Genomic DNA, 13,538 nt, shown 5'->3' with positions numbered 1-13,538 from the left:
CACCTCACAATTATTCTGATCCAACTAATTTTGAACCAATACGTATATGTGTGGCACCTTCTTCAATAGCTATTGTGTAATCATTACTCATTCCCATTGATAAATACTCACAAGGTGCGTGTGTTAATTTTTCTTCTTTTACCATGTCTCTTAACTGTGCTAACCTTCTAAATGTTGCTCTTAGCTCTTGTTCATCATCGATATGCGGGGCCATCGTCATTAAACCGACAATTCGGATGTTCTCGAACTTTTCCATTTCTTTCACAAAGGATAAAACATCCTTTGGAGACAGACCGTGCTTTGATTCTTCCCCACTAACATTGACTTGAACAAAACAATCCTTCAACTCATTTGTTCGTTTATTGATTTCCTTTGCAAGTGACGTACGATCTAACGAATGAATAACGTCTACTTTGTCAGCTACACTCTTCACCTTTCTTGATTGCAATGTACCGATAAAGTGCCATTGGACGTTATCTTGTATATGTTCATATTTCTCCAAGAACCCTTCTTGACGATTTTCACCAAGATTTGTAATTCCCGCCTTTATTGCTTCTTCTGTTCGTTCTATTGTAACATATTTCGTTACTGCAATTAGGGTAATTTCATCTAAATTACGATTGACTTTTTCACAAGCCTGTTCCATATTACGACGGATATGTTTAAGATTTGTTTCTACTTCCATTCCTTTTATCTCTCCCTGTTTCATAATCACTTACTCTTTCAAGTAACCTATGTAACCTAACATTCGACCTGTTTTTCCATTCTCCCGGCGGTGGGAATAAAATAGACTATTATCTCGAAATGTGCAATATTGTGTTACATCTATATTATTACGTAAAACCCCAGATTGCAAAAGGATATCTACATTTAGCTGCTTTAAATTTAATAAATAACGATTATTTCCTTTGGACTTAATTGCATTTTGCCGATATTGTGGATCTATCTTATGCATTACCCGACTATCTATTTCATAATATTCCTGCGATATACATGGTCCAATTGCTGCAAGCAGATTCGAAGCGTTTACACCGAGGGAACGTAATGTATCTACCATTTTTTGAGCAATTTTATTTGTCGTTCCCCTCCAACCTGCATGTGCGATACCAATATATTCTGTTACAGGGTCAAAAAAATAGAGAGGAGCGCAATCTGCATAAAAAGCTGTACATAATATCCCTGTTTGATTGGTGATTAACCCATCTATTCCTTTGATGGAAGTTTGGTTCGTTGTGGCTCCTTTGCCTTTATCTTGTTCCCCAATTATTTTTATATTTGTATCGTGAACTTGTTCCCCAGAAACCCAGTTTTCTAATGGAAAAGATAAGTTTTCAGCTAATCGTTGCCTGTTCTTGATAACATAAGGCCGCCAATCATCAACATGGAAACCAAAATTAAACGATTCATAGGGAGAGCTGCTGACTCCCCCATTTCTTGTTGTAAAACCAACTTGTAATTTTGAATGGATATTCTGCCACTGTGCTATATGTAAAAAAGATTGATTAGAATGGTAAAAAGCTTCTTTCTCCATATTGAAACCTCCTGACTGATTCATGTACTATTTTAGCATATTTGGGTTGTACCTCCTTCTTTTTCAGTCAGGAAAGTTTGATTCCGGATACAATGTTGGCTCTTTTACTTCTTTTACAAGAATGACATCCGAACCAATTGTTATAATTTTCTCCCAGTGAATGATTAGCTCATCCGATTTTCCAAATAAACCACTTCTTTTATCTCGGACGACAATGATGATTGCAGTTATCTTTCCACTGTCTGGATCTATTTCAAGATCATAAATATGCCCTAAACGTCTCCCATCTTCAATCACGATAATTTCTTTTGTTTGCAGCTCAGATAATTTTATCAACCCATTCACCTACCTTATTTTATCTATATGCAGTAAACGAACATAATACAATAAAAAAAAGACAGACACTAATATAAGGAACCAGTGTCTGTCTTTTCTATTTCCACTTAATCATATTATTTTCTTTTTTTATTCAAACATTTCTTTATTCATTTGATGGATGGCAGACTTTTCAAGCCTTGATACTTGTGCTTGCGATATTCCTATTTCTTCCGCAACTTCCATTTGTGTTTTTCCTTGGAAAAATCGCTTATTTAATATCATTTTTTCCCTAGCATTTAGTTGATGCATCCCTTGTTTCAACGAAAGTTTATCATCCCATGTTTCTTCACTATCTTTGTCATCACTTATTTGATCCATCACATAAATCGGGTCTCCCCCATCATTATAAATAGGCTCAAATAAAGAAACGGGATCTTGGATAGCATCCATAGCAAAAACAATATCAGCATGAGGAATACCCATTTCTTCAGCAATTTCCATTGGTGTCGGTTCTTTTGATGTTTTATTCACCAACTTTTCTCTGACTTGCAATGCTTTGTAGGCAATATCTCGCAGTGACCTCGATACTCTAATTGGATTATTGTCCCTTAAATACCTTCGAATCTCTCCTATGATCATAGGTACAGCATAGGTTGAAAAGCGAACATTATGACTTAAATCAAAATTATCTATCGATTTCATTAAACCAATACAACCTACTTGAAACAAATCATCTACGTATTCACCACGGTTATTGAATCGCTTAATAACACTTAATACAAGACGTAAATTTCCATTTACTAGTTCTTCTCTTGCTTCCAAGTCTCCTTCTTGTAGTCTTACAAACAATTTGCGCATTTCATCGTTCTTTAATACCGGTAATTTCGATGTATCAACACCACATATCTCAACTTTATGTCTGATCATTGTGTTCTGCCCTCCCAGTTGGTGATGCTGTTCATGGACAGTATCTCCCTCTAGGAGGTTTTTTATGCAATCAGCTTCATGAAAAACAAGGCATAAAATTACCGCTAAAACCTATAAAATAAAGGCTAAACCATCTTATTAAATTCTTTTTTTAAGCGTCTAATGATTTTCTTTTCTAACCGTGAAATATAGGACTGAGAAATTCCAAGCATATCTGCTACATCTTTTTGTGTTTTCGCTTCTTCGCCAACTAATCCAAACCTGAGCTCCATAATTTGTTTTTCACGATCATTTAATTGCGATAATGCATTTTTCAATAAACTTTTATCCACTTTTTTATCCAAATTTTTTGTTATAATATCTACTTCAGTTCCTAGTACATCAGATAATAACAACTCATTGCCATCCCAATCAACATTTAAGGGCTCATCAAAAGATATTTCCGTTTTTAACTTATTATTTCTTCTTAAATACATTAATATTTCATTTTCAATACATCTTGATGCATAAGTAGCTAATTTTATTTTCTTTTCTGGATTAAATGTATTTACTGCTTTTATAAGTCCAATTGTTCCGATACTTATTAAATCTTCAATATTTATTCCTGTATTTTCAAATTTTCTGGCAATGTATACGACCAGACGTAAATTACGTTCAATTAACATTGCTCGAGCTGATTTGTCTCCTTTTGGGAGCAGTTTTAATAACTCTTGTTCCTCTTCTTTTGACAGTGGCGGTGGCAAAGCTGCACTTCCACCTATATAATAAATTTCATCCGATTTGAATCCTAATTTAATTAATAGTTTATACCACCATAAACGCAGACGTAATTTTAAAATTCTCAATATTTACCTCTCCTTTTGCATTTATGCTGAATATACAGCTGATAATTTAATAATTTGTGGCTGAAGCAAACAATGGTAACGTTGATCTTTTGTTAGTTCAGCAAATTGAATACCTATTAATACCTTATTTGACATAATTTTCTGATCATTATAGTGGATGATCAGCTGGTCAGGCCTCAAAGCAAACAAAAAATTACTTTTACCTTCTACTCCCTGAAAAGGCACAATATGTAACTGTCTTTCCCATTCTTTCGGGAGGCTATCTAAATCAAGTTCATCGTGAGCATCTTTTAACATTTGCCAGTCATCATCTGTAAACCATTGTTTTAAAAAATGCTCATCACAAATAACAACTGGTCTTTTTGTTGCTGGATCAACTAGCTGATTAGCACTGTCGATATACCCAGTAGTTGAATACGTTTTTTGTTTCAGTTCGATACTAATTGGACATAGTTGGTCATATCGTATTTTTTCTATTGCATGCTTGTCCATACGAACCTTGGTAAAATACCAGCTTAATGGGAATCCGACAATAACAAATATCCAACTGATCGGATTTCCAAAACCATTGTTAAATGTAAGAATCCCGCTTGAAGATAATCCAATCGGATTTTGAAAAATAAAATGTGCAGCTATCAAACCACCTCCGATGGAAAAAGTAGTAAAGTAAAATAATGCTAATAGTTTTAGCGTTTGATAGACAGTAACAAAGCGAAATGCACAAATAATAATAATAATAGAATAAAGCAATCTTCCTAGTATGCTACTAAAAAATGAGTCTGGAAAATAAAGTGTAATTGGTACCAATAAGGATGCTATAAAGGCACCAAATAGGATTCTTCCTTTTCTTGTACTGTCTTTCGCTAAAGCCTGTGTAAGCAATAAAAGCATCATATCCAGAAAAAAATTTAATGCCCAGACAGCATCAAGATAAATGGTCACCTGACCCTTCCTTTCTAAGAAATTATTCTTTTAACATAAAATTTAAAGGGGAAATCCATGTATAAAAAAGTATATCTAAATACAGAAGCAAAGTCTGTCACATCTTGTATGTATATTGGGGCTAATTTTAACTAGTTATCGGGGAGTTTGTCGGCTTATAAAAAAAGAGTAATTGATCCATAGAGTTGGTCAATTACTCTTTTAAAAATTATCGTCTGCGGTTTCGATTACGATTTCTTAAGAAGGTTGGAATATCTAATGTATCTTCTTCAGGCTTTTGTCTTTGTTGCGGTTGAGGGTGCTGTTGTTTTTGTGGTTGGCTCATTTCCTGAGAATAATCATCATTTGCTTTTGTTGCAGCATGTTGATTATGGTGAATGAGAGGTCGCTGTCTTGGCTGTGTTTCCTCTCTTTTTGTTTCATCAAATCCTGTTGCTATCACTGTTACAATGATTTCTTCGTTAAGATTTTCATTAATAACGGAGCCGAAGATAACATTCACTTCCTCATCTGCAGCGGATGTTACTAAGTCAGCAGCTTCCTGGACTTCATACAGACTTAAGCTTGCACCACCTGTAATATTCATTAGGATTCCGTGCGCACCATCGATTGATGTCTCTAACAACGGAGAGGATATTGCTTTCTTCGCCGCTTCAGCTGCACGATGTTCTCCATTCGCAACACCAATCCCCATTAATGCGGAGCCCTTATCAACCATGATTGTTTTTACGTCCGCGAAGTCAACGTTAATTAAACCTGGTTTTGCGATTAAATCAGAAATACCTTGAACACCCTGACGCAACACATTGTCAGCTTCACGGAAAGCTTCTAACATTGGTGTATTTTTATCCACAATTTCCAGCAGTCGGTCATTTGGGATAACAATTAGCGTATCTACACTACTTTTCAATGATTCGATACCAGCAACAGCTTGTGTGGATCTTCTTCTTCCTTCAAAAGAAAACGGTCTCGTTACAACACCTACTGTTAGTGCGCCTATTTCTTTTGCTACTGTTGCAATAATTGGTGCGGCACCTGTACCGGTACCACCTCCCATTCCTGCAGTTACAAAAATCATATCTGCACCTTGCAGTGCTTCTTCGATCTGTTCTTTACTTTCTTCAGCAGCCTTTTTTCCTACTTCTGGATTGGCACCTGCGCCCAGTCCCCGAGTAAGTTTACCACCAATTTGCAGCTTTACTTCTGCCTTGGATAATTCCAATGCTTGAGCATCTGTGTTAACAGCAATAAATTCTACACCTTCAACGCCGTGTTCAATCATACGGTTTACAGCATTATTACCGCCGCCACCTACACCTATTACTTTAATTGTTGCTAGACTATCCATCTCAGTATCAAACTCTAACATATATTTGTTCCTCCTAATATGCAAAATTACAAACACTCGAACGTGTACTAATCTTAGTCAAAAAAGTACTTGAACAAATTAGCAATTTTGGATTCTTTTTTCTCCGTTTTTTTTGGTTCTTCTGTTTTTGTTTGATTTTTATTTCTTTTTGGTTTTGGTTCTTGCGTATTAGCGACCACAGCAGGAAATAATTCTTTTCCTTGTATTTTCGCATTATGATAGGCAAATTGCAAGATTCCCACCCCTGCAGTAAACTGGGGTTCCCTTACACCTATGTAATCCGGTATAGCTATACGTACATTTGACCTAAATAGATCTTGCGCTAATTCTAGGACACCCGGCATTTTCATCGTGCCGCCTGTTAATACATAACCACCCGGTAATTCGTGATAACCAGCTTTTCTAATTTCTCTTTCTGCAAAAGCATATATTTCTTCTAATCTAGCTTCAATCATATCAGATATTTGCAATTGATTATAGGTTTGTTTAGAGTTGCTCCCTATAATGGAAACATTAAAAACTTCATCTTCCTGCGCCTCATCATAGAATGCATGTCCATAATTCAATTTAACTTCTTCCGCTTCTTCTGTTGATGTTCTGAGCCCTATCGATAAATCTTTTGTAATATTATCTCCGCCCAACTGTATCACATTCGTCGATACAAGATGATCATTTTCAAAAATAGAAACGGTAGAACATCCCCCACCAACATCAATTAAGGCGACACCCAGATTTTTTTCATCTTTTGATAAAGCGAGTGTTCCTGCTGCCAGTGGCTGCAGGCAAATATCAGATATTTGTAGGTTAGCTCGTTCTACACATTTCAAAATATTATGTAAAACAGTTTTTGAGCATGTAATAATGGTTCCTTCCATTTCTAACCGAACACCAATCATTCCCCTTGGATCCGTTATTTCATCTAATCCATCAACAATGAATTGTTTCGGTATAACATCAATGATTTCTCTCTCAGGCGGAATCGATATTACCTGTGCACCATCGATGACTCGGGTAATATCTTCATCGCTAATTTCACGATCTTCGCTTTGGACTGCTACGACACCGTGACAAGGCTGCAATTGAATATGATTTCCATTAATACCTACTACTACTCGGTCAATTTGCATACCGACCATACGTTCAGCTTGTTCGACTGCATTTCTTATTGAATTTACTGTTTGATCAATGTCAACAACAGCACCTTTTTTCATTCCATTTGATTTTGCAGTACCCACACCTATAATATTTAGTGAATCATTCAGTACTTCACCTACAACTACTTTTATTTTTGCTGTACCTATATCAAGACTTACTAATATTTCACTATTATTCAAAGAAGGCACCTCCTAATTAAACAACTTCGGAGAACATATAAAGTTTCTTACCCGAATTATTCTTTTCGACTAGCCATTTCAATATTTATAAATATTTTTTCTCGGTTCTATCCTTTCATCATTACTCTATCGAATTTGAGAAGAATGAAAAGATATAATGATTATTTCAACATAAATCATTAAAACCCTTTAAATTCAATCTATTTCTTTCAGATCACAATAAAATACCGTCTATCCATCTGGTATAAAAATGGATGGATGGATTCATACCTACCTTTCTGTACTATCTTCGGTTTCACCTTCATCTGGATTCTTATCAAATGACTCAAAATACGCTCCTACTCCAATATGTATAATGCCCTTACTATCAGAATCAAGCTGAGAGACAATGGACGGATACACTTGCATTTTCTCTGCAAAGTTTCTTATGGTTCCATCAACCATAAAGCCATCATTCATATAAAGTGAAATTTTATTCTTGTTTTCGTCTGTAGGTTTCCAGTGAATTTCTGATATTAAATTTAAAATACTTTCGGGCAATTTTTGTAGCTCATCCGTCATTTTGTCTAAATAAGCACCCTCTGAAAACCCTATAATCAATGGAGCATCGCCATTACTCGACTTTTGATTTGATGTAACCGTAGTACCATTCCCCAAAATAGGGTGATAATAACCTTCTTTTTTAATATATCCAACACGTTCATATTCTTTTATTTGAATTTCGACTGTCCATGGCAACTTTCTATCCACATCAACCGATTGAACAACTGGATTTTCTTTTATGTTATTTTTTACTTTCGTCTTATTGATTGTCCAAATATTTGTGCTATCAGTTAGCTTACTCTGTTTAATCACTTCTTTCGTTTTTACCGATGTGTTGCCTGTAACAGTAATTTTTTTCACATTACTTAAAGGTGATTGTAAATAAACAATAATAGATATTAAAATGAAGAAAATAGTAAGATAGAAGATTAAACGTCGATTTGCTTTCTTTTTACGAGCTTGTTTCAATTTAGGGATACGATCCTCAATGGAAACAATTTGCTTTTTTTCCATTTCTATTTCTTCCTTTATCAGTAATTAACAAAATCAAATGATCTACCATCCTATCACCGAATTTGTTATATGAATTATATCATATTCAGTATCTAAACAGATAGTCCACACTAATAGTTTATCAATATTTTTGTTATAAATAAACAGACAATATATTTCCAAATAAAGGTATAGAAAAAAAGTTTGAGCACCTTCATTTCTGTGCCCAAACTTTTAATTATGCCTCTATGAAAATAAGCATCACGCTATATTTTGGTATATCTACTTATATTTAGTAAAATACCGACAGAGCAGAGTGTTAAGGTTAATGAGGAACCACCGTAACTTAGAAACGGCAACGTAATACCTGTTACAGGAATTAAACCAATCACAACACTAATATTGATCATAACCTGAATGGTTAGCATTGATATGATACCAAGTGCTAAAAATTTCCCAAATAAATCTGGTGCTTCAATCGCGATTTTAATGCCACGCCAAAATAATAAGATAAATAATCCAATCACAAGCGATCCACCGATAAATCCTAATTCTTCGCCTAAAATAGCGAAAATAAAATCAGTTTGGGGTTCTGGTAAATAAAAATATTTTTGCAAACTTTCACCGAATCCAACTCCCATTAAACCTCCTGGGCCAATAGCATAAAGAGATTGTATGATTTGAAAGCCATCACCAAGTGGATCTTCCCATGGATTTAAAAAAGCTGTTATTCTGCTAATACGATATGGAGCAGACAAGATCAAGAATACAAAACCTGTTAATCCAAGTAAAGCTAGCCCAACAAAATGCGTCAAGCGAGCACCAGCCGCATAGATCATAAGGATACAGGTTAATACAAGTACCATCCCTGTTCCTAAATCGGGCTGTAGCATAATTAATCCAAACGCTGTAAAAACAAGGATAAGGGACGGGAAAAATCCTTTTTTAAATGATGTAATGTACTTCTGATTCATAGCTAGATAGGCTGATAAGAAGATAATTAAGCCAAGTTTCATAAATTCAGATGGCTGGATACTAAAAGCCCCAACTCCTATCCAGCTTCGAGCTCCACCTCGGACCATGCCAACTCCTGGAATCAAGACAAGTAATAATAAGAAGAAACAAACAAACAGCAGAACTTTAGCATACTTTTTCCATGTACCATATGGAAAAACCATAATAAAGAACATTGCGATAACGCCCACACCTGCAAACAGTAACTGTCTTTTTACAAAAAACAGCGTGTCTGCATACTTATAATCCGCCCATATGTAAGACGAGCTGTAAACCATCACAACTCCTACTATAAGTAAGGTAAGTACAGTTCCTAATAAGAAAAGATCTGGTCTGTTTTGATGATTAAATAATTTTCTCAAACAAAAAACACCCCGTTTCCAAAATCCTAGGAATAGGGGCGAATCTGAAAATACCTAATGTAGAAACAAGCCCCTACATTAGTGTATGCACTGCATGAATAAACATGTCTCCTCTTTCTTCAAATGTACGATACTGATCCCAACTTGCACATGCAGGGGACAATAAAATAACATCTCCCTCTTCTGATAAATCATATGCCGTTTGAACAGCTTCTGTTAAATTTCCCTTGATTTCAATAGCCTTACTTCCCGCAGTTTCAGCTAATTGCTTTAACTTTTCCGCGGTCTGTCCGAACACAATCATTGCTTTAACATTTTTCAAATATGGTAATAGTTCCTCAAAGCCATTTCCTCGATCAAGACCACCAGCTAATAGAATCGTAGGTTTACTAAAAGAGGACAGGGCTTTTTGTGTTGCCAAAATATTTGTTGCTTTTGAATCATTATAAAACATGCGTTTATCTTTATTAGCGACAAACTGCAGACGGTGTTTTACACCAGAGAATGTCGATAATACTTTATAGATTCCCTCATTAGTTGCTCCACATAACTTAGATGCACACACTGCAGCTAATATGTTTTCTAAATTATGAGAACCAACTAAAACAATATCTTTTTTATCGATTATTTTTTCATCTTTAAAATAAATAGTAGAATTGTCTGTCCAAACGCCATCAACTAGCCGATGCTTTACTGAGAAAGGTATCGTTTGGGAATTTGCTCGTTTGATAGCATTAGAAACGGTCGGATCATCTGCATTGTAAACAAGAAAATCATCTGATGTTTGATTAGCAAAAATATTACACTTTGCCTGTTGATAATTTTTTAGTGTTTTATGATAATCCAAGTGTGCTTCATAAATATTCAATAAGACCGCTACGCGGGGTTTGAAAGTTTTTACACCTAACAACTGAAAGGATGAGAGTTCTAAAACCAATTTTTCATCTTCAGCTAATTCCTGTGCTACATCGGAAGCTACTGTTCCAATATTTCCGGCTACCCTGGTCCGTACATTACTTTCAGTTAACATTTGTGTTATCAGTGTAGTTGTTGTTGTCTTCCCGTTCGATCCTGTAATTCCTATTATCGAATCAGGAACTAATTTACCAGCTATTTCTATTTCGGTGATAATCGGAACATTTCTTTTTTGTGCTTCAACAAGAATCGGATTATCGTACGTAATACCGGGATTTTTTACGATTAATTCAATCCCTTCTAAAACAGAAATAGGATGGGAGCCAATAATGACCTCTGCCCCCATCGTTTTTAATTCAGTCACGGATACATCATTTTCTTTAGCATTCATATCATTCACACGTACATTTATATTATTTTTAATTAAATATTTTGCAGCAGCGGTTCCACTTTTAGCTAAACCCAATATAAGTACATGAGAATAATGAAAGTCTTTTAATTTTCTCAAGTTATCCACACCTCAATATATATGCCAAGGATAGCAAAAATAAGTCCAATTAACCAAAAGGTTGTTACTACTCTCCATTCGGACCATCCAATTAATTCATAGTGATGGTGTAATGGACTCATTTTAAATACCCTTTTTCCAGTTGTTTTAAACGAAATAACTTGGATTATAACGGAGAGTGTTTCAATAACAAACACCCCACCAATAATAACCAATAAAATTTCTAATTTAGTTAAAATCGCAATTGCTGCTATCGCACCACCAAGAGCGAGTGAGCCTGTATCGCCCATAAAAACTTTAGCGGGATGGGCATTAAAAACAAGAAAACCTAATAAAGCTCCTACAGCAGCTAATGCAAAAATCGTAACTTCATTTTGAGGAAATCCGTACCATGCCAGAATTCCAAATGCACCAAAAGCAATTGCAGCCGTTCCTGCTAGTAAGCCATCAAGTCCATCGGTTAAATTTACTGCATTCGACGCTCCTACTAACATAAAAATAATCAACAAGGCATAGCCCCAGCCAAGCTCCCATTGAATATTTGTCCCTGGTATTTTTATATAAGTGGAAAAACCTTGTGATTGTAAAATATAAAAGAATATAAGTGCAATCACAATTTGACCTGCCATTTTTTGTTTCGACGTTAATCCTAAATTACGTTTCATTGCTACTTTAATAAAATCATCAAGAAACCCTAATATACCATATCCTACTAATACAAAAATCAATAACCACAATTCATATCCAATTGAACCACTAAATTTATTAACCATAATAATAGATGTAATAACAATACTTATAACAATCATAACTCCGCCCATTGTCGGTGTCCCTGTTTTTTTCATATGTGACTTTGGGCCTTCTTCTCTAATGCTTTGTCCAAACTTCAAACGCCTTAAAAAAGGAATAAATATAGGTGATAAAAGGACGGTAATTAAAAATGCGATACCTATTGTTATGATTAAACCGTATATATTCACTACAATTTCCTCCCTCGTGCAACAACCGTCCATACTAATGATGATGGCTGACTAATTTTCACAAAAGGTTTTTACTGTTTCATTCATTCAGAAAGACTTTTTTTGGATCGCTTCAACAAGTGACTCAAGCTGCATTCCCCGGGATGCTTTAAACAATAAGAGGGCATCCTTGCGTAAATAGCCTCGCAGTTTCACGAATAACTTTTCTTTCGAATCAAAATGCATACAAGTCATCCTTTGATTTTCCTTCTGAATCTGATCAGAAATATATTTGGATTCCTTTCCAAATGTAAATAACGCTGTAACAGGATATGTTATTACTTTTGCGACTGATTCGTGCATTTCTTTGGAGTAGTCGCCAAGTTCTAAAATATCGCCAAGTATAAGTACTTTTTCCTTAAATCCTTCTATTTGTTTCATTACTTCAATTGCTGCTTTCATAGATGTTGGTGAGGCATTATAAGCATCATTAATAATTGAAACACCATTGTTCCCTTCGAGCATTTCAAAGCGCATGGATGTTCTTTCTAATGTTTGAAGAGCTTCGCTTATCACTGTTTCATTCATTCCCAACAGTTTTCCAAGCGTTATAGCATACGTTGCATTAAGTGCATTGTGTTTTCCTAATAAAGGAATGGTCCACCATTCCCCATCAGATAAGTGAAAACGCGTTTCTTGATGGAATATCTCCGTATCATTAATTACTACATTGTTGGAATGATGAAAGCCGCATGTTATAACATTGGTTTTTGGCTTTATCGATGCTAACAGTTCTTCATCTCCATCAATAATAAGAGAGGACTTTTCACCCATACCTTGCACTATTTCCAGTTTAGCATTTGCAATCGCTTTTCGTGAACCAAGAAATTCAATATGTGATTCACCGATGTTGGTAATAATGGCATAGTCAGGATTCGCTATTTTTGTCAGCTTTTCAATCTCCCCTTTATGATTCATTCCCATTTCTAAAACCAATATCTCTGTATGTCTTTCCATAGACAATATGGTTAACGGTAAACCAATATGATTATTAAAATTGCCTTTTGTATAATGCGTTTTATAAGCCTTTTTTAATACCGATGCCACGATATCCTTCGTTGTCGTTTTCCCGTTTGAACCGGTTATACCAACAACTGTTGGATTAATCTCCTGTCTATAAGCTGATGCTAGCTTCTGCAGAGCATCCAATGTATTTTCAACATAAAACACCGGGAAATTTGCAGGTAAAAAAGACGGCAGATCCTTTTGCTTATTCCATAAAGTGGCTATAGCACCATTATCATATGCTTGCTTCAAATAATGATGACCATCAAAGTTTTCACCAACTAAAGGAATAAATAATGACTTATTTGATTTCAATCGGCTATCTGTTGTTACCTCATTAATTGTAATAGAGTCTTTTGTCTGCCCTTGATGTCCACCAAAAACAGCCGATAACCACTTGGTCGTAAATAACAT

Annotated in this window: 13 protein-coding genes; all 13 read right to left on the bottom strand. The window is 35.2% G+C overall.

Annotation, left to right across the window (positions count from 1 at the left end; all coding sequences use genetic code 11):
• Nucleotides 1-10: 10 nt before the first annotated feature.
• Nucleotides 11-685, bottom strand: coding sequence for a YggS family pyridoxal phosphate-dependent enzyme (locus J2Z81_RS00275; protein WP_029270636.1), 675 nt, complete (start codon nucleotides 683-685; stop codon nucleotides 11-13).
• A 30-nt stretch (nucleotides 686-715) separates the two neighbouring features.
• The gene (gene pgeF / locus J2Z81_RS00270) at nucleotides 716-1,531 is read right to left on the bottom strand and encodes a peptidoglycan editing factor PgeF (protein WP_226370478.1); all 816 of its coding nucleotides are present in this window, start codon (nucleotides 1,529-1,531) and stop codon (nucleotides 716-718) included.
• Between the two features lie 63 nt (nucleotides 1,532-1,594).
• Nucleotides 1,595-1,867: a YlmC/YmxH family sporulation protein gene (locus J2Z81_RS00265; RefSeq protein ID WP_226370477.1), complete on the bottom strand. Its 273-nt coding sequence runs from the start codon at nucleotides 1,865-1,867 to the stop codon at nucleotides 1,595-1,597.
• Between the two features lie 129 nt (nucleotides 1,868-1,996).
• Complete coding sequence (gene sigG / locus J2Z81_RS00260; protein WP_029270642.1) at nucleotides 1,997-2,776, bottom strand: RNA polymerase sporulation sigma factor SigG; 780 nt, start codon at nucleotides 2,774-2,776, stop codon at nucleotides 1,997-1,999.
• A 125-nt stretch (nucleotides 2,777-2,901) separates the two neighbouring features.
• Nucleotides 2,902-3,621, bottom strand: coding sequence for an RNA polymerase sporulation sigma factor SigE (sigE, locus tag J2Z81_RS00255; RefSeq protein WP_029270644.1), 720 nt, complete (start codon nucleotides 3,619-3,621; stop codon nucleotides 2,902-2,904).
• Nucleotides 3,622-3,642: 21 nt separating this feature from the next.
• A complete protein-coding gene (gene spoIIGA, locus J2Z81_RS00250) occupies nucleotides 3,643-4,563 on the bottom strand; it encodes a sigma-E processing peptidase SpoIIGA (protein ID WP_226370476.1) in 921 nt (306 codons plus the stop codon).
• A gap of 208 nt (nucleotides 4,564-4,771) precedes the next feature.
• Nucleotides 4,772-5,932, bottom strand: a complete 1,161-nt coding sequence (gene ftsZ / locus J2Z81_RS00245; RefSeq protein ID WP_226370475.1) for a cell division protein FtsZ — start codon at nucleotides 5,930-5,932, stop codon at nucleotides 4,772-4,774.
• Between the two features lie 53 nt (nucleotides 5,933-5,985).
• Complete coding sequence (ftsA, locus tag J2Z81_RS00240) at nucleotides 5,986-7,266, bottom strand: cell division protein FtsA (RefSeq protein ID WP_029270651.1); 1,281 nt, start codon at nucleotides 7,264-7,266, stop codon at nucleotides 5,986-5,988.
• Nucleotides 7,267-7,536: 270 nt separating this feature from the next.
• Nucleotides 7,537-8,322 (bottom strand): cell division protein FtsQ/DivIB, encoded by a 786-nt coding sequence (locus J2Z81_RS00235; protein ID WP_029270653.1) that lies wholly within the window; start codon nucleotides 8,320-8,322, stop codon nucleotides 7,537-7,539.
• 245 nt (nucleotides 8,323-8,567) lie between these two features.
• On the bottom strand, nucleotides 8,568-9,677 hold the full coding sequence (spoVE, locus tag J2Z81_RS00230; protein WP_029270655.1) for a stage V sporulation protein E: 1,110 nt from the start codon (nucleotides 9,675-9,677) through the stop codon (nucleotides 8,568-8,570).
• A gap of 73 nt (nucleotides 9,678-9,750) precedes the next feature.
• Nucleotides 9,751-11,100: a UDP-N-acetylmuramoyl-L-alanine--D-glutamate ligase gene (gene murD / locus J2Z81_RS00225; RefSeq protein ID WP_226370474.1), complete on the bottom strand. Its 1,350-nt coding sequence runs from the start codon at nucleotides 11,098-11,100 to the stop codon at nucleotides 9,751-9,753.
• Nucleotides 11,097-12,080: a phospho-N-acetylmuramoyl-pentapeptide-transferase gene (mraY, locus tag J2Z81_RS00220; RefSeq protein ID WP_029270657.1), complete on the bottom strand. Its 984-nt coding sequence runs from the start codon at nucleotides 12,078-12,080 to the stop codon at nucleotides 11,097-11,099. Before mraY ends, murD begins: the two co-directional genes overlap by 4 nt.
• Before the next feature lie 87 nt (nucleotides 12,081-12,167).
• Nucleotides 12,168-13,538 carry a UDP-N-acetylmuramoyl-tripeptide--D-alanyl-D-alanine ligase gene (locus J2Z81_RS00215; RefSeq protein WP_226370473.1) on the bottom strand — a complete coding sequence of 457 codons (1,371 nt, stop codon included), beginning with the start codon at nucleotides 13,536-13,538 and terminating at the stop codon, nucleotides 12,168-12,170.

Source organism: Virgibacillus alimentarius (assembly GCF_017874635.1).
Lineage (GTDB): Bacteria > Bacillota > Bacilli > Bacillales > Amphibacillaceae > Virgibacillus_B > Virgibacillus_B alimentarius.
The sequence above is the reverse complement of the archived record's forward strand: the minus strand, read 5'-3'. Positions and strand labels throughout refer to the sequence as shown.